Consider the following 17,664-nt stretch of genomic DNA (forward strand, 5'->3'; position numbering starts at 1 on the left):
GAATTTGAAAGTTTTGCATCGGGAAGCGCTTACCGAAAGCCAGGCGGCGCTGTGGCCCTATGGCGTGGCGCATTTCGGAAAGAGCCTTTTCTGGTATTCAAGCGAGCTGGTCTTCGCCTTCTTCCTGACCGAGCGCGCAGGGCTGCCCGCCGCATGGATGGGGGGCCTGCTGGCCGGTGGACTGGTGCTGAGCGCGCTGATCGACCTCGCCATCGGCTGGAAATTGCGCGGCGCCTCGTTCACACTTGCCCGCGCCTGCCGGTTGCAGTTCATCGGGGCTTGCGCGAGCGCGGCGGTGATAACGCCTCTCTTCGCCGCGGATCTGCTGCCCGAGGCATGGCGGCTGATCTGGGCGGTGCTGCTCGCGACCCTCTTTCGTATTGCCTATGCGCTCTATGACATTCCACAGAACGCCACGCTGGTTCTCGCCACGCGCAATGCCAGGGAGCGCGCGCGGCTGGCTGCATTGCGGCTGTCCTGTAGTGGTATGGCCTCCATCGCGGTCGCCACCGCGCTCGCCTGGCTGGTCCGCGGCGGGAGTCAGAACGGAAGCGGCCGTTTTGCGCTAGTGACGCTGGGGATGTCCGTGGTCGCCATCGGCTCGGCCTGGTATCTGACGCGACTGCGGCCACGTCCTGGCGCCGACTGCGCGGTTCCCGCCGCATCGTCCGCTTCGGGCACCGGCATCGGCCTGATCCCGCTGCTCCTGCTGATGTTTCTGGTATCGATAGCGACATCGGTGTTCGGCAAGCTCGAACCCTATTATGTCGCCTATCGCTGGCAGGGCCAGGGAGGGACGATCATCATCGCCGTCTCAGTCGGCCTTACCGTGGCGCAGCCATTCTGGCTGATCGCATTGCGTCGGATGGGCCACCTCCGTACGCTCTGCGTGGCGTTCGTCCTTCTGGGCGCCGGGGCGATCGCCTTCACGCTTGCCGAGACCGCCGGCTATTATGCGCAGGCGGCCTTCGCATTCCTGTTCGGCGCGGCCAATGGAGGCATTGCCACGCTTTTGTGGGCGAGCTTCGCGGATCGGGTTTCCGCCGAGCGTCCGACCGCGCCCGCCTCCGCATTTGCGCTGTTGACGGCGATTTCGAAATTCGGGCTGGCGGTCGCCAGCTTGACGGTCGCGGCGTGGCTTTTTCTGGTGGACTATCGCGTTGACGGCACGGGGCTTGTCCTCGCCATGGCGGGCATTCCAGCGGCCGCCGTGGCAATGTGCCTGGCCGTCATGGCCCTGTCGACCCCGATCCGAAGCGGCGGACGGCTCGGCATTATGCCGCGGATCTGATCGGTGACAACGTTCAATGTCTCCGGCCAAACAGGATTGCACCAAGAGGATGCAATCCGTCGCGAGCCGGCGGCGCCTATGGCCATGTCGACACGGGCGGCTCGATCGGTGGCCAAGCCAAATATTGCCTAGTGCCCCATACCGACTTCAATCTGCTCGAATTCCCCGATCGCGACCGCGCCATGGAGCGTATCCGTGATCTTGCTATGTTGTCGGACATCCTTCCGACCGGCTTTCTTGCTTGGGGTATGGCAGCTTCCCAGAGTCGACTGCCGTCAAGCAGCCATTCTGGAATCGGCCAGCCTTGCTCGTTCCCTGCCCGATCTCCTACGGTTCGCGAACGGCCGGTTTATCCGAAACCTGACACCCACGGATGCGCGCTGAAACGGCGGTTTTGTCCCCAGGCCCAGTCATAATCGGGCGGTCCGCTTTCAAGCATCGTAATATTGCGGTCGAACGGCTTGAGTGGGCGCATTGCAGCCAAAGCACTGACGGCAATCTGTAGGTTGGGAGCGTCAGCTTTCTTGGGCTATGTGCTCGCAACCGGACCGAGCAAAATGTCCCAAGTTCAGCCGGCCGTGAATCATTCGACACCAGCAAAAGTGGCCCCGCCGGAGAAATCTCAAAGGCGGGGCCGTAGTTCAGGGAGGGCCGCTACAAAGGGGGGAAGGGAGCGACAGATCTGATGTGGTGCATGTCGACGAATTTACAATGAGCCTCTACATTCCAAATCATTGGATGGGCAGAGGTCGTTGATGTCGGAATGCCGCCCGCATTTGTGGCAAGGACGAGCGTCAGGTAATTTTCGTAGCGCTACTCCCTGCGTCCGCGGGCAATCGGTAAGCTGGCGATAACCCGCTCGCCCAATATCTTGATTTGGGCAGACGTGCTTGCACTTGGCCACCCTTCCGGCGATGACATGATTATGGCTGAGTTGAAGACCGATACCGCACATTTGCCAGGGCGAGCGCGTCGCGACCTTGCCCGCGCGGTCGAAATTTTGCGCGATGAATTCGGCAAGCAGGTTGCGCGCCGCAATGGTCGGCACGTCCGCGAGGGCCGCATCCTAAAAATCATCCTGTTCGGATCCTATGCGCGTGGCCGCCAAGTGATCGACCCGGTGGGCCGGTATTTTTCCGACTATGATATCCTGGTGATAGTGAGCCATGAGGACCTGACGGACGCAGCAGAATATTGGGTGCAGGCTGAAGATCGGATGGTCGACATGCTGCTACGACGCTTCTGGCCACAGCCTCTCAATCTGATTGTCCACAGCATCGACGATATCAATCACCAGCTCGAACGTGGACGTTATTTCTTCACCGATATTGTGAAGGACGGTATCGCGCTGTTCGAGGAGCCGGGGCATCCGCTTGCCGATCCTGTGTCGCTCTCAACCGAAGAAGCTCTAAAGGAAGCGCAGTTCTATTTCGATGACGATTATCCGGATATCGAGATACTGCTTGAAACCGCCGCATTCCAGCGCGATCGAGCTGCTAGGGAGTCAGAAGAGAAACTGAAATTGAAGTGGCGAAACAAGGCCGCTTTTAACCTTCATCAATCCGCCGAACGTGCCTATTATTGCATTCTGCTGGTTCTGAAATTGTACCGGCCCAAATCGCACAATCTCAACTTCCTGTCCCAGCGCTGCGAGCAGCTGGACGAACGCCTGATCGGCATCTGGCAGCGGGAATCGAAGGAGGGCAAGCGTTGCTACGAACTGCTGCGCGCCGCCTATATCAAGGCGCGCTACTCCGATTTCTACAAGATCACCGACGAGGAGCTGGACTGGCTGACGGCGCGCATTCGTGAGTTGCAGGCGCTGACCCAGACCATCTGCCAGGAGCATCTGGGCGGCGGCACGCGTCCGGCGGACTGACCCTGCGGCTCCAGGAGATGCGATTTAGGGCTTAACCGCTCTCTGCGTCGCCGGCCCGATCATGAAGACGCTGAAGCATCGCAATCCGCGCCCTTGAAATGCGCATCGCGTCCACCGCATCGGTATCGCCGCCGATCCTCCCCAGACCGGGCGAGCGCGCCTCCGCCTCGAGGGCGGCATACAGGGCTTTTTCTACCCTGAGTACGGCGAGCAGGTCATCTTTTCCCGGTCGCTCGGCGGCATGAGAAAGGGGAAGGGGCTCGGTCATGGCAGTGGGTCTCCCTGGCAAGGCTAGGTCCTATACCGCTCGGAGCTGCATTGGTTGCGCGTTCCTGCTTCTTGCGGGAGGCCATCGTTCAACCGCACTCAGCCGCCATAGTTCTGGGGCTAAGGACTGAGGCGTGCTGATCACTGCAATCTGGCAATCTCCGCGCGCAGATTCTTGTGCGCCCGCTCCTCAAGATGCGCGAACCGTTCGGTCTGGAAAATCTGCTTCTGGTCGAACGCCCTGAGCACGGCCGCGCGGCCCGCATGATATTGCGGGGTCGGGACATGGGCATATTCCAGGCGGATCTGATGCGCGTAGCGGGCATAGCCCGGCGGTGGTGCACCGAGGATGCCGAGGTCGAGATCGTTCAGGAGGTTTTGCGTTTCCGAGCCCGGTTCATGCCGCTTGGTTCCCAGGATCAGCTCTACCACCGACGCTATGGCGATGTCTGATCCCGCGAGATCCTGCTGCGCCACCTTTGCCGACATTTCTTCATTGTCCGAAGCCTTTGGGTCATAAACGATGTCATGCAGCCAGATCGCCGCGATCATCTCCCTGGTCGCGTCGGCTGGCGGAAGGTTCGCCAACATCGCTTCGACGTGTGCGCGGGTGTGATAATGGCGTTGCGGCTCGCTCAGCCTTGCGAGCCATCTTCTCGTAATGGCGGGGGCGAGACCCAGCAGCAGCAGGGATTGGTCGGATGTCATGCCGGTGCGTCTATCGGGTCTGCCGATCGATGTCGCGCCCCTTCGCAGGTATGGGCGCTGGTCGATCTGCGATCTGCCGGATGGGGGATGGGCCTATCTGATGATGCAAGACGCGCGTCGGCTGTTGATGGCGATGGTCGGGAGCGGCGCATGCTCGGGCCTGCGTAATCAATGAAAATCATGGCTGCGTATCGGCATGATCTCGTCTTGCTGGGGTGGGGATGTGCCATAAGGCGGTGACCCGAGCGTTCGACTGCGGCACATGGCCGGTTCGCGCGGATCGGGGCCGCCGCCATGGCTCGCGCCATCGCCGCGCCCTGGCGCAACCGTAAAATCCATCCGACCAACCGAGCGCAGCATCTCGTCATGATCGACGATCCGGTCGCAGATGATGTGGATAACTTCGCCTTCCTTCTGAAGCCGTCCACGCATGGCGATCATGGAGGCGGACATGACCTGCCTGCGATAAATCTCGAACCGGTCGGGCCACAAAATGCCCTGGGCCACACCCGTTTCATCCTCGATGGTGACGAACAGCACCCCTTTGGCCGAACCGGGACGCTGTCGCACCAGAATGACGCCGGCCACCTCGATGTTGCGCCCATCGCGGATCGACGGAAGATCCGCGCAGCGCACGATGCGCATGGCGTCGAGCTGCGGTCGCAGGAAGTGCAATGGATGCGCGCGCGGGGAGAGCTGGAGCGCACGATAATCCTCCACGACTTCCCGCCCCTCAGTCATTGGCACAAGCGCCACCGGTGCTTCCTGCCCCTCCGGTGAAAAGCCACCTGCACGTGCATCGGCTGCCGCAAAGAGGGGAAGGGGGGCTTCACCCAGGCCCTTGACCTTCCATAGTCCTTGTCGCCTGTCTTCGTCGATGCAGGCAAAAGCGTCAGCTTCGGCAAGCCGTTCGATTGCAGCGCGCGGAACCCCCGCTCGGCGCCAGACCTCTTCGACGCTGGCGAAGGGGGAGGGGCCACGCGCTCCGACGATCGCCGCACCGTGGAGATTGGCGAGGCCGCGTACCTGTCGGAACCCCAGCCGGACGGCCATATATCGCCCCCTGGCCGGCTCCAGCGTGCAATCCCAATGACTATGGTTGATCGATACCGGCCGAACCTCGACCCCATGGTTGCGCGCGTCGCGCACGATCTGCGCCGGCGCATAAAAGCCCATGGGCTGGGCATTGAGGAGCGCGGCGCAGAAGACGTCGGGGTGATGATGCTTCATCCAGCAGCTTGCATAGGCGATCTTGGCGAAGCTGGCGGCGTGGCTCTCGGGAAAGCCATAGGAGCCAAAGCCCTCGATCTGCTTGAAGGTCCGCTCGGCAAAGCCCTTGGGATAGCCCCGCGCGATCATGCCGTTCACCAGCTTGTCGTAGAAATGGCTGACGCCGCCGGTGAGCTTGAACGTCGCCATGGCACGGCGTAGCTGATCGGCTTCGACCGGCGTGAAGCCTGCGCCCACGATCGCGACCTTCATCGCCTGCTCCTGGAACAGCGGGACGCCCAGGGTCTTCTTGAGCACCGCTTCCAGTTCGGGTCTGGGATATTCCGGCGTCTCCTTGCCCTCTCGGCGCCGGAGATAGGGATGGACCATGTCACCCTGGATCGGCCCCGGGCGAACGATCGCCACCTCGATCACCAGATCGTAGAATTCCTTTGGCTTGATCCGAGGCAACATGGACATCTGCGCCCGGCTCTCGATCTGGAATACGCCCAGCGTGTCGGCCCGCTGGATCATCGCATAGACGTCCGGGTCATCATCCTGCAGATCGGCCATGCCGACCTTGATACCCTTATGCTCCTCCAGCAGGTTGAACGCCCGGTTCATGCAGCCGAGCATCCCCAGGCCGAGCACATCGACCTTCATGAATTTCAGTGCATCGATGTCATCCTTGTCCCATTCGATCGTCTGGCGATTTTCCATCCGGGCAGGCTCGATCGGCACGAGATCGTCGAGCCGCTCCTGCGTCAGGACGAAGCCGCCGGGATGCTGGGAGAGATGCCGCGGCGTGCCGATGAGCTGGCGGGAAAGCTCCAGGGTAAGCTTCAGCCGATGATCCTGCGGATTGAGGTTGGCGCTTTCGATCTGCTCTTGCGAAATCCCGTCCATGCTCCAGCCCCAGACGAGACCGGTCAGCATCTTTGTGAGATCGCGCGGCAGGCCCAGCGCCTTGCCGACTTCGGCGACTGCACCACGTGTGCGATAGCGGGTGACGACGGCCGTCAGCGCGGAGCGGGTGCGGCCATAGGTCTCATAAATCCACTGGATGATCTCTTCACGGCGCTCATGCTCGAAATCGACGTCGATATCGGGCGGCTCCTTGCGTTCGCCCGAAACGAACCGCTCGAACAGCAATTCGTGCTTGATCGGGTCGATCGAGGTGATGCCGAGCATGTAGCAGACGCAGCTATTGGCCGCAGAACCCCGGCCCTGGCAAAGGATGCCGCGCCTGCGGCTTTCGGCGACGATCGCATTGACCGTCAGAAAATAGGGTGCGTAGCCGAGCTGGTCGATCAGGCGCAGCTCATGGTCGATCTGCTTGCGATAGTCGTTGGGCAGTCCCGCTGGGAACATGCGCTGTGCGGCGGCGTCGGTGAGTGCCGCAAGCGCTTCCTGCGCGCTGTGGCCCTCCATCACCTCCTCATAGGGATATTGATACTGGATTTCGCCCAGATCGAATTGGCACCGTTCAGCGATATCCGCGCTGGCCTGGATCGCGTCGGGAAAGGCGGCAAAGCGCCGTTCCATCTCCTGCGGGCTTTTCAGATTACGATCCATGTAGCGCTCGCGCTTGAATCCCAGCGCATCGATGCTCGTCTGCTCGCGGATCGCCGTCATCACATCCTGCAGAGGGCGGGCCTCGGGCGTGTGATAAAGAATGTCGCCGGTCGCGACGCTGCGGACGCCTGCATTACGTGCCATGGCATCGAGATCATGGAGACGGGCAGCATCTTCCGGCCGGCGGCGGAGCGAAAGCGCCATATAGGCGCGATCGCCAAAGACCTGCCTCAGTTCGGCAAGGTTGGCGAGCGTGGCGCTATCGGCCATGTCCGGAAGCAGAATGGCGATCAGCCCTTCGGCATGATGTGCCACATCGGCCCACTCGAGGAGGCAGCAGCCCTTGCCGCCGCGTGCCTTGCCCACCGAAAGCAGGCGCGTCAGCTGTGACCAGGCAGCGCGATCCGTCGGATAGAGTAACAAGGCGCGACCGTCCGAAAGATCGACCCGCGCGCCCGCGATCATGCGCACGCCGGTCGCCTTCTGCCCCGCCCAGCCGCGCACCACTCCAGCGACACTGCCCCAGTCTGCAAGTCCAAGCGCCTGATGGCCTAGGAGCGCTGCGGCCGAGAACAGCTCTTCCGGCGAGGACGCACCACGCAGGAAGGAAAAATGGCTCGTGACCTGGAGTTCCACATAACGCGCCATCAGCCAAACAGCCCGTGCATATACCAGCTCAGGTCACCGGTCGGCGCGTCGACGCCATCGCCGCGACGGAAGATCCAGAATCGCTCGCCCCCTTGCGCTTCCACCCGGAAATAATCCCGGACCGCCCACATCTCGCGTGCATTCTTCCACCACTCGCCATGAATGCGCTCGGGGCCGTCACCGGCCACCATGCGATAATCTTGCCGGCGCCAGGTAAAGCGGCGCGGCGGGTGATCAGGAAGCAGGGCGACAACATGAGAGAGGCGTTCGGGGCGAGGCAACATGCGAACCGGCCGTTTCCATGCAGGCCAGCCCAATGGCTTGAGCAAGGCTTCCGTCCGCCGGACCGCGCGTTCGGGCACATCGCTTTCATGGGCGGACAGCCGGAAGGGGGCATCGGGCTCTATCCGTCCTGCGAGCTGATCGAGAAGCGTGGATATGTCGGTCGGCCGATCGCCGCTTCCGAGCGATGCCTCCAGCGTCTGGGCCTCCAGCGGCTCGACACGAGGGGCGGCGAGCGCCATCGCCTCTATGCCAAGGCCTGGGTCGATCTTTTCCACCCGCATTGCCAGCATGCGCTTCAAATGCCGCGCGTCGCGCGTTGCCCGGGCGGTGCCGATCGCGATCGGCTGCTCGGTGGCATCGACGATTTTGCAGGTCAGGTGCGCCGTGCGCAACCCCACGCCGCGTTCCTGGAGGAGGGCCACCAGATCGTCGACCAGATCGCCAATCACCTGGACGATGGCTTCCGCCGTGCCGATCGGTTCAAGCAGGCGCCGCTCGACGCACGGAAGGTCGAACGGGATGAGCGGGATAATGGGTTCGGCGACCATGCCGCGGGCCTGGTCAAGCCGCCGGACGGCATCGAGACCCAGGCGTTTGGCCAATGGACCGCGCGGCATGGGATAAAGGTCGGCGATACGTTCGATGCCGAAGCGCGCGGCCGCCATCAGAGCGTCGGGCGTAAGGCGCAGAGCGGCCAGCGGCAGATCGGCAATGGCCTGGGACTCGCCGCCATGGGGCAATAGGGTGACGGCCTCGCCGCGATAGCGCGCGAGCGCATAAGCAGCGCCCGGCGTGCCGGCGATCGCAATGCTGGCGGTGAAACCCAGTCGCTCGAGGAAGCGAAGGAGCCGGCGACAGAAGCGCGCTTCGCCACCGAACAAATGGGTCGTACCGGTGAGGTCCAGCCACAGGCCATCGGCGCCCGATATGCAGGCTGTGGGTGTCCAGTGACCAATGGCATGGAACGCCAGCCGCTCAAGCCATGCACGATCTGCTTGCGGTTGTGCATCGCGCACGTCCAGATCGCTCACCAGCGCTCGCGCATGGGCGGCTGCCATGCCGGATCGCAGACCAAGGTCCAGCGCGACGGGGCACGCCGCCGTGACGACATCGCGCTGGCCGGCGCGCTCGATCAAGACCATCGGCTTTCCCCAGAAGGTCGCCCAATTGAGCGGAAGGGCACTTGCTGCCCCTCTTCCTGCATCCTCTGCAGGCATGGCTCTGAACGGATGGTCGGCGGATTCGCTGCGCCGTCCCATCTCGCGCATGGTGGGACGCTGATGGGCAGGGAGTGCATCGATCTCGGCCTGACTGGGGCGATTGCCGAGCGATCCATCACGCGCCCAGCGGGCGCCGGGGCGCCAGCCGCCGCCGCGGGGTACGGAGCAGGCGCCGGGATTATCGTCGATCGGTGTTGCAAGGCGCGGCGCGAGCGCAATCCCGCCTGTTTCAGGCGGCCTGACTGTCCGCTCCAGCCGCCGAAGCCGCTCGATGGCGAGCTGCGGCAGGTAGAGCGAGGCGACCCTTGTCATCACAGGCGTCCAGTTCGAGGGAAAAGGGATTGCCATTGCGCTGGCGTACAAGTTCGATCGACCAGCGCGCCCGGCCGACGCCGGGATGGGCGAGGCGCGCGGATGGCAGGCAGCCGATGCGCCATCGGGTCATGGCGGAAGAAAGGCCGCTTAGCGGACAGCGCTCGCGGGCGCGATGGCGGCGATAGAGCAGCATCGGCGTCCGACTATCGGAGGCGGCAAGCTGAAGACGGCGGGTTGCTGTCTGGTCGGCCTGTCTGACTTCGGCAATGACGCACGCCAGCGATCCGTCGCGCAGTGCGTCCTCGGCCATGGCGAGGACGATATTGTCCTTTTGCCCTTGGGCGTAAAAAACCTTGTTCGGACCAAGTCCGACCTGCTCCAGGCCAGGCGCGTAGAGGTCGAACTGTGTGAGCGCCCAGAATATGCTGAGCTGCGGATCAGCTGCAAAGCGGGCGGCGATCCCGGCTGCAAAAAGGGTTGCCGCAGCATCGTCGCTCAGCGTCGCCGACGCCGCCGCAATCTCATGCAGTCCAGCGCTATCGAGGCCATGACTTGCCAGCCGCTCGTCCAGCGCAGACACGCCAAAAGGCATTGCAGGACTGCGCGCGCTGTTGCTGTGCGCGAGCCCCGCGCGGAGCGCGGCAAGCTGATCGGCGCGCGGCCGATCGGGAAAAGAGGATAGCGTGGGCATGGGAACATACGACTCAAATGTTCCCTTTATGTTCCGCCCTGCCACCCGTTTCGTCAAGGGCGATGAATCCCAATTTTCTCAATAGTTAGTTCGTAACGGATCAACTCTGCAGAAGCCGGCGCGTCGCTGGATCGCGCTCGCCGAAGAACCAGCGATCGAGCACATCGGCAAAGGATGGGGCAGGGAACGCCGCTTCAAATAAAGTGAGCGAGGAGCGCAATTTCATGGCGTCCACAGCCCCGAAAACGACGACAGGATCATCGATATCGAGTTGCAGGAACGCGTGGACGCACTGGCGATATCGCTTCCCGAGAAGTGGATGGTGGAGATAGGCACGTGCTTCCTCGATCGAGGCGATTCCATAATATTGCGCGGTCGGACTATGACCAAGACCGCGCAATTGCGGGAAGACATACCACATCCAGTGAGAGCGTTTGGCCCCTGCGGAAATCTCCGACAGAGCGGCCGCATAACTGCCGGCCTGGGAATCGAGAAAACGGGCGAGGGACGCATCGTCTCCCATCAGAGCAGCGCGCCTTGCGCGGGGGGCGCGCCATAGACCTGGGTTACAGGCAGACTTCCCTGCGGCAACCAGCGCAACACCTCTTTGGCCGGCACGCCAGGATCGAGCCAGTCGGCCCATTGGTCGCGAGCGAGCGGGATGATCTGACGGTGGTGATAGGGCGCAATGTCCGGCCCGGCATCCATGGTAAGCATGGTGAAGGCTTCGCCCATGGGGCTCTCGCGCCAGATGCCCGCGATGCAGAACCAGTCATGGTCGGCCATGGTGAAAAGCCATTTGTCGAGCCGCTTCTGTTTGGGATCGGCAGGATCAGTGAATTCGTAGAATCCGTCGGCCAGGATCAGGCAGCGACTGGATGCGAATTCCCGGCCCTCGGTGCGGAAATTATAGACGGGTTTGCCGTTACGGCCCGGCCATGACCAGCGCCGGTTGAGGAGTTCATTGATCCCGCTTCCCGCCTCGCTGCGCCGGACGATCGGGGCCATGTCGGTCATCCTGATGTCCTCGCGCGCCGGCACATTCGGGGCACCTTCGGGCATGCCGATCTTGATCTTGAGCCCCTCGAAATCCTCGGCGATCGACGCGATGTCGATCAGCAGGCGATAGTCATTGCACATTGAACCTCCTTATTCGCCGCCGCTTGCTCCTCGATATCGTTCCCTGTATGTTCCTTTGATGGACTCGAAAGCAACACCCTTCGACTCCGACGCGCTCGGTAGTCGCCGTGCCATCATAAGGCGCAATCCCGATGATATGGCCGAGATTGAGATGATCGAGGCGGCCTGGGGTTCCAACCCGCGCTTCGCCGACGGGGTGCGCTACGAGTTCATCCGGTCCGAAGGGCGGCAATTTCCCAGCCATCGCTGTCTTGTCGCGGCATCGGAATTCCACATTCGCAATGGCGAGAAGAAGTTTCGCGCTTACCGCGAGGATGGCAATTTCTTCTATCTCGCTGCGATCTGGGAGCCGGCCATGGGCGAGTGGCCCGTGAGCTACCGGATCATAACGCTCGACGCGAACCCTGACGTCATCCGCTATCAGGCGCGTCATGGCGCCATCATCGAGCGCAGGGATGCACAGAAATGGCTGGATTTCGCCGTGCCCGAAGCGGAATTGCTGGTGACGCCGCCGGCAGACATCTTCACGGTCGAAGAGATTTTGACCAAGCCCGTTCAGACGAGCCTGGCCTTTTGAAGCAGGTTTGGGAAATGGGTATGTTCGCGCAAAATGGCGCAGGGCAGGCTGACCTTTTCGGCGTGCCTCTCCTGCCAGGCCTTTCGTGGAGCGATGATTTTCTCACGGCGCGCGAAGAGCGAGCGCTGATCGAACGGATCGAAGAAACGAGCCTTACGCCCTTCCGCTACCAGCAGTGGACCGGCAAGCGGCTGACGCGCAGCTATGGCTGGAGCTATGATTTCGAAACCGGCACATTCGCGCCGACCGACCCAATCCCGCAATGGCTGCTGCCAGTCAGGGCGCGCGCCGCCCGTTATGCCGGGCTCGCACCGGAAGAGATCGTCCAGGCTCTCCTCATTCGCTACGATCCAGGCGCGGGGATCGGCTGGCATCGTGACAGGCCGGTTTTCCGCCATGTCATCGGCATCTCGCTGGGCGAGCCGGCTGCCATGCGCTTTCGTCGCAAGAAGGGGGATCGGTTCGAACGCATCTCCGCGCCGCTGACGCCAAGAGCCATCTATCATCTCGATGGCGAGGCGCGAAACGACTGGGAGCATAGTATTGCGGAACTGGAAGCCGCGCGCTGGTCCATAACCTTTCGTACCCTTCGCTGAGCCAGATCCGTTTCTGGGCGACCCCTGCAAATTGAGAGGAGGGCCTGCGATGGAAATGACGCACATCGCGCTGTTGCGACCGGCCCGGCTGCCTTGGCCTTGGCGCGATATTCTCTGCCCTGCCCGTGGGTATGCGCCAGGCTCAAGCGATGTGTCGGTTGCATGCCGGCGCTCCAGGCAGGATCCAAGAGCCAGCGATCCGGATCACTGCCCATCTTGACGGCACGGCCATGGCTGCGCATCTGCGTGCGATGGCCCAAGGGCGCTTGCGCGGCGTAGGCCTTGCGCTACTTTGGCCTCAGGTGCCGTGAATAAGCCGGGTTCATGCCGGAAGGGACGTCGCGGCACATATGTGCTCCCGGCCAATAAGCGGGCTTCTTGCATAGAGGTTCCAACACCCGTCCCTTCCACTTTTTTTGGGACTTGATCCCGACCTGCAAATGAATCAGCCTAAAAGGGCCCGCGGGAGGCTGCGGGCAGGGGCGTGGAAACCCTTATGCAAGACATGGATCGCTGCTGGCTGCGCCGGCGGCCTTCGCAGATCCGCAAGCCATCGCGCTTGCGGGCGACGCTGCGCATTGACGTTTCCTTTCGGCATCGCGCCGGGCCCCTTCCGGAAAGTGGAGTGGCCCGATGTCTGCACATGATGCGCCCGCCGAACAGGAGAAGGCTGTGCCGCCTTCGCTTGGCGCATGGTTCGAGCGCGACGGCCGATGGCTGGAGCGTCTCCTGAGCCGAAATCTGCGATTGCCCTCCGCCGAAGTGGAGGACATCGCGCAGGATACCTGGTTGCGCATCGCACGCATGGCACCGGAAGAAGTGACCCATCCCAGGGCCTTCCTGTCCCGGATCGCCCTCAATCTGTTTCGGGACCGGCGCCGGCGCGAGAAACTGCGTCAGGAAAAATCGCACCTTCTGGCGGCAAACGACATCACGCCGCTCGGACCCGAACGGTTGCAGGAGCAGGAAGCCGACCAACTGCTTGAGCAGCTCATCGTCGATCTACCGCAAAACCTGCGTGACGTATTCCTCCTCAGCCGGTTCCGGCGCATGACGAACCATGATATTGCCGAACATCTGGGGATTTCCGTGAAGACCGTCGAATGGCGCATGTCCAAGGCAATGGAGCACTGCATGACGAAGCTCCGGGGCTAGGATGATGGATGAGCATGATCCAACCGCCGAGCACCGCCGCGCGCAAGCCGCTCAATGGTTTGCGCGCCTCAAGTCCTTGCCGGTCTCCAAAGGGACGCTGGAGGATTTCTTCGATTGGCGACGTGATCCCGCCAATGCGGAAGCCTTCGCCGAGGCCGAATCGCTCTGGCATGATGCCGGGCGACAAGGCGATAGCCCCGCCATCCTCCGGTTGACCGCCGAAGCCTATGCGCGCGCAGGGGCAACGCCCAGACCCAGGCGATCCATGCGCTCCCTTCTCGCCATTGGCGCAGGCGTGCTCTTTGCCATGCTGGTGGCGAGCTGGTGGATCTTCCAGGTCGATCGACCACAGCAATTCGCCACATTGACGGGCGAGCAGAGGGCCGTGGCGCTCTCGGATGGCTCGCAGGTCCGACTTGATACCGAAACCCGCCTCAACACCCGGATGGAAGATGATACGCGCCAGATCCGGCTCGACCAGGGGCAGGCGATGTTCGAGGTCGCCCATGACCGGGCGCGCCCGTTCCGCGTGAAGGCCGGCGACGTCGAGGTGGAGGCCACCGGTACGAAGTTCGACGTGCGTTTCGTCGACGGCGTCACCCGCGTCTCCCTGTTCGAGGGTGGCGTCGATATCCGCGAGGCAGGCCGCGACGTGATACATCTGTCGCCCGGCGAAATGTGGAGTTCGAAAGCTACGCGCGCGGCGAGCATCACGTCGCTCGATGTCAGGCGAGCCTCGGCATGGACGCAGGGGCGGCTTATCTTCGAGGCGACGCCATTGTCGGAAGCGATCTCGGAGATTAACCGCTACACGCAGAACAAGGTCGTGCTGGGCGCAACCGCGCGCGCACGCGAGCCCATCAGCGGATCATTCAAGACCGGTGATCCCTCGGGCTTCCTCAAAGCCGTCGCCGCACTGCTGTCGCTGGACTTTGAAAGGCAGGAGAACGGCACGTTTCTGCTTCGCGATCGACGTCCGTCACAAATTTGAAATTTTTCATTCCCTGCCGTTAGGGTGACCTCGGGGCCGAGGCGTCCCTTAGCTAGAGGGCGGCGATCAGGCACGCCCGAGCCGGTGGTGTCTTGCCCCGGCGCCAAGGGGGAAGAACCGTCGCCATGCGCACTCAGATCATCGCCGCACTGTTCAGAGGAACGTCACCCCTCATCGTGATGGCGGCGGCGTCCGCACAGCCCGCATCTGCGCAAGTGGCTGAGACGCGTATCGCATTCGCCATTGCGCCCGGCGCCCTGTCGACAGCGCTCGCCCAATATGCCGAGCAGGCCAAGGTGCAGCTCATCTATACGCCGGCGCTCGCCGCCGGCCGCAAATCGACCGGGATCAAAGGACAGTTTTCGCCGCGCGAGGCGCTGGCGCGACTCCTCGCCGGCACCGGCATAGCCGTGCGGCAGGTCGGCCGCGACGTCTTCATGCTGAGCGGCGCGCAGAGCGAGGCTGATGAGGCAGGGGAGGTGCGATCGCCGGTCTTTACGGATGAAAGGCCGCAGGACATCATCGTGACCGGATCGCATATTCACGGTGCGCCGCCCACAGCGTCGCCCACCAAGGTCGTCACCCGGTCCGATATCGAGCGTGGCGGCTACAGCTCGGTCGCACAGGCACTCCAGGCGATGCCGGGAAATTTCGGTGGCATGGCGACCGAGCAAAGTGCGCTTACCTATGCCGACCGGTCGGGTAGCAATACCACGCTGGCCTCGGGGGTGAATCTGCGAGGCCTCGGTCCGCAGGCGACGCTCGTGCTGGTGAACGGCCGACGGGTGGCGGGCTCCGGCATGATGGGCGATTTCGCCGATATTTCGAGCATTCCCATGAGCGCGCTCGATCGGGTGGAAATCATCACCGACGGTGCATCCGCCCTTTATGGATCGGATGCCGTCGCCGGGGTCGTCAACATCATCCTCAAGGAGGATTTCGACGGACTGGAAATGCGCTTGCGCGGCGGGACAGTCACACAGGGCCACGCCCGTGAACTGCAATTCTCGCAGACCGCAGGCAAGAGCTGGGGCAGCGGTTCGCTTCTGCTTTCCTACGAGTATCAGCGTCGGGTCGCACTGCGCTCGGCCGATCGGGCTTATGCCCGGTCGGCCGATTCCCGACCTTTCGGTGGCACTGATCGCCGCTATCCCTATAGCTCGCCGGGCAATGTCCTGGGTTTCGACGAAAGCGGCGCCCTGGTTCCAACCTATGCCATTCCCGCAGGACAGGATGGGACCGGCCTGACGGCAGCCGATTTTCTTGCCGGCGAGGCCAATCTCGAAAATTTCAGGGAGGGAACCGACCTCTCGCCGGACCAGAAGCGCCACAGCCTCTATGCCCGCGTGTCGCAAAGCCTGACCGATGCTATCCAGCTCTTCGCGGAAGGGCGATTTTCGCACCGGAAATTCTCCAGTCTGACGTCCGGCTATGCAACGATCCTCTCGATCACGGACGCCAATCCCTGGTTCGTGTCGCCGACCGGGGCATCGAGCGACCTGATCGGCTATGCCTTTACGCAGGAACTGGGACCGGTTCGCTCGGCCGGCACGGCGAGAAGCTACGCCTTCACGGGCGGCCTTCAAGCCGAACTTGGGGCGGACTGGAAATTATCCAGCTACCTCGCCTATGCCGCCCAGCGCGACCGCAACAGAACCGATCAACTCGCCAACGAATATCTGTTCGCAGAAGCATTGGGCAGCATCGCCGATGATCCTGCCAGCGCCTTTTCCGCGCAGCGCGATGGCTATTTCAATCCCTATGGCGATGGGAATGCCAATTCGCGCGCCTTGCTGCAGGCAATCAGCGGCTATTCCGATTATGAAAGCCGATCCAACATCCTGACCGCCGACATGGTCGCCGACGGATCGCTGTTTTCGTTGCCGGGCGGATCGGTCAAGCTTGCCGTCGGGGCCAATTACCGGCGCGAACGTTTCCACAGCCAGGCGGTGGACTTCATCTTCTCGCCAACCCCGGCTGCAGGAAAACCGGCAGATTATTCCCGCTCGATCTGGGCAGGCTTTGCCGAGCTCGCCGTGCCGCTGTTCGGCCCCGACAATGCGCGCGCCGGTCTCCAGCAGCTGGATTTTTCCGCGGCCGTTCGCGCCGAGCGCTATGATGATTTTGGCAGCACCGCCAATCCCAAATTCTCGCTGCGCTGGGTTCCCGTCGATGGCATGGCCATACGGGCGACATGGGGCACGTCCTTCCGAGCGCCCAATCTACGCGAACTGGGCGCGCCTGAAACCGCCAATCTCAGGATCGCGACCAACGAGGCGGGGAACTCGGTGGTCGTCATCCAGCGCAGCGGTGGCAATACCGGCCTGTCGCCCGAAAAGGCGAAGAGCTGGACCGTGGGACTCGACCTAACCCCATCATCCCTCGCTGGGCTGACGGCGAGTCTCACGGCTTTCCGCACCATATTCTCTGGCCGCATCAGCAATGTGGTCCAGCAGAATTTCTCCAGCGCGTTGACCGATCCGATTTACGCGCCCTTCGTCCGATGGGTCAGTCCGGGGACGAATGCCGATGATCTGGCCTTTGTCGAAGAGCTGCTTTCCCGCTCCGGCGCCTCCAATCCCTATCCGGTAGAAAGCATCGCCGCCGTCGTGGATGCCCGCTACGTCAATACCGGGCGTGTCGATGTGGCCGGCGGCGATTTCGACATCAATTATGTTTTCGAGCGCGGTTCCAATCGCTTCAATATCGGCGTGGGCGCTACCTATCTCGAACGTTGGCGCGAACAGGTGACCCCGGATTCACCGGCGGTGGATCGTCGCAATGTCGCTGGCAGACCAGTGGATCTCAAGGGGCGGATGACCATCGGCTGGGCGCGCGGCCCGTTCGACACGCAAATTGCCCTCAACCATGTCGATGCCTTTCGCGATGAAGCGGGCAAGCGTATCAAGGCATGGAATACGGTCGACATGCGTATTGCCTACAAGTCGAAGGCTTCCACGGGCATTGCGTCGGGCTTCACCATTTCACTGGCGGCGCAGAACCTCTTCGACAAGGCGCCTCCCTTCTACGACTCGACCGCCGGCGCCGGCTATGACGGGTCCAATGCCGATGCGACCGGTCGATTTATCGCCCTCGAAATCGCCAGACGCTGGTGAC

The 17,664-nt window shown here is 62.6% G+C and carries 14 protein-coding genes; 7 read left to right on the forward strand and 7 right to left on the reverse strand.

The window, feature by feature from the left end; genetic code table 11:
* The first annotated feature begins 4 nt into the window (after nucleotides 1–4).
* Together F4U95_RS16295 and F4U95_RS16305 are read left to right on the forward strand one after the other, a co-directional pair.
* Complete coding sequence (locus F4U95_RS16295) at nucleotides 5–1,291, forward strand: MFS transporter (RefSeq protein ID WP_161600404.1); 1,287 nt, start codon at nucleotides 5–7, stop codon at nucleotides 1,289–1,291.
* Nucleotides 1,292–2,216: 925 nt separating this feature from the next.
* Nucleotides 2,217–3,170, forward strand: coding sequence for a HEPN domain-containing protein (locus tag F4U95_RS16305; RefSeq protein ID WP_246171623.1), 954 nt, complete (start codon nucleotides 2,217–2,219; stop codon nucleotides 3,168–3,170).
* 31 nt (nucleotides 3,171–3,201) lie between these two features.
* On the opposite strand, the gene F4U95_RS16310 is transcribed toward F4U95_RS16305, so the two are convergent.
* The 7 genes from F4U95_RS16310 to F4U95_RS16340 all read right to left on the reverse strand — a co-directional run bounded on the left by F4U95_RS16310 (nucleotide 3,202) and on the right by F4U95_RS16340 (nucleotide 11,228).
* Entirely contained in the window at nucleotides 3,202–3,438 is a 237-nt protein-coding gene (locus F4U95_RS16310) for a hypothetical protein (protein WP_037506394.1), read from the reverse strand.
* A 140-nt stretch (nucleotides 3,439–3,578) separates the two neighbouring features.
* Entirely contained in the window at nucleotides 3,579–4,145 is a 567-nt protein-coding gene (locus tag F4U95_RS16315; protein ID WP_150426414.1) for an HD domain-containing protein, read from the reverse strand.
* A 168-nt stretch (nucleotides 4,146–4,313) separates the two neighbouring features.
* Entirely contained in the window at nucleotides 4,314–7,577 is a 3,264-nt protein-coding gene (locus F4U95_RS16320) for an error-prone DNA polymerase (protein ID WP_150426415.1), read from the reverse strand.
* Entirely contained in the window at nucleotides 7,577–9,394 is a 1,818-nt protein-coding gene (locus F4U95_RS16325) for a Y-family DNA polymerase (RefSeq protein WP_150426416.1), read from the reverse strand. The genes F4U95_RS16320 and F4U95_RS16325 overlap by 1 nt, the downstream gene beginning before the upstream one ends.
* Nucleotides 9,312–10,088 carry an ImuA family protein gene (locus F4U95_RS16330; protein WP_150426417.1) on the reverse strand — a complete coding sequence of 259 codons (777 nt, stop codon included), beginning with the start codon at nucleotides 10,086–10,088 and terminating at the stop codon, nucleotides 9,312–9,314. Before F4U95_RS16330 ends, F4U95_RS16325 begins: the two co-directional genes overlap by 83 nt.
* 100 nt (nucleotides 10,089–10,188) lie before the next feature.
* On the reverse strand, nucleotides 10,189–10,611 hold the full coding sequence (locus F4U95_RS16335; RefSeq protein ID WP_150426418.1) for a DUF1810 domain-containing protein: 423 nt from the start codon (nucleotides 10,609–10,611) through the stop codon (nucleotides 10,189–10,191).
* Nucleotides 10,611–11,228 carry an SOS response-associated peptidase family protein gene (locus F4U95_RS16340; RefSeq protein ID WP_150426419.1) on the reverse strand — a complete coding sequence of 206 codons (618 nt, stop codon included), beginning with the start codon at nucleotides 11,226–11,228 and terminating at the stop codon, nucleotides 10,611–10,613. Before F4U95_RS16340 ends, F4U95_RS16335 begins: the two co-directional genes overlap by 1 nt.
* Nucleotides 11,229–11,286: 58 nt before the next feature.
* Here F4U95_RS16340 and F4U95_RS16345 point away from each other — a divergent pair, with 58 nt between their 5' ends.
* The 5 genes from F4U95_RS16345 to F4U95_RS16365 all read left to right on the forward strand — a co-directional run bounded on the left by F4U95_RS16345 (nucleotide 11,287) and on the right by F4U95_RS16365 (nucleotide 17,663).
* Nucleotides 11,287–11,805, forward strand: a complete 519-nt coding sequence (locus F4U95_RS16345) for an SOS response-associated peptidase family protein (RefSeq protein ID WP_246171624.1) — start codon at nucleotides 11,287–11,289, stop codon at nucleotides 11,803–11,805.
* Between the two features lie 14 nt (nucleotides 11,806–11,819).
* Nucleotides 11,820–12,401: an alpha-ketoglutarate-dependent dioxygenase AlkB gene (locus tag F4U95_RS16350; RefSeq protein WP_246171625.1), complete on the forward strand. Its 582-nt coding sequence runs from the start codon at nucleotides 11,820–11,822 to the stop codon at nucleotides 12,399–12,401.
* A gap of 633 nt (nucleotides 12,402–13,034) precedes the next feature.
* The gene (locus tag F4U95_RS16355) at nucleotides 13,035–13,556 is read left to right on the forward strand and encodes an RNA polymerase sigma factor (protein WP_150426421.1); all 522 of its coding nucleotides are present in this window, start codon (nucleotides 13,035–13,037) and stop codon (nucleotides 13,554–13,556) included.
* A 1-nt stretch (nucleotide 13,557) separates the two neighbouring features.
* On the forward strand, nucleotides 13,558–14,547 hold the full coding sequence (locus F4U95_RS16360) for a FecR family protein (RefSeq protein ID WP_150426422.1): 990 nt from the start codon (nucleotides 13,558–13,560) through the stop codon (nucleotides 14,545–14,547).
* Nucleotides 14,548–14,672: 125 nt separating this feature from the next.
* The gene (locus F4U95_RS16365) at nucleotides 14,673–17,663 is read left to right on the forward strand and encodes a TonB-dependent receptor (RefSeq protein ID WP_150426423.1); all 2,991 of its coding nucleotides are present in this window, start codon (nucleotides 14,673–14,675) and stop codon (nucleotides 17,661–17,663) included.
* The last annotated feature ends 1 nt before the right edge of the window (nucleotide 17,664 follow it).

It is taken from the genome of Sphingobium limneticum (assembly GCF_008710165.1).
GTDB lineage: Bacteria > Pseudomonadota > Alphaproteobacteria > Sphingomonadales > Sphingomonadaceae > Sphingobium > Sphingobium limneticum.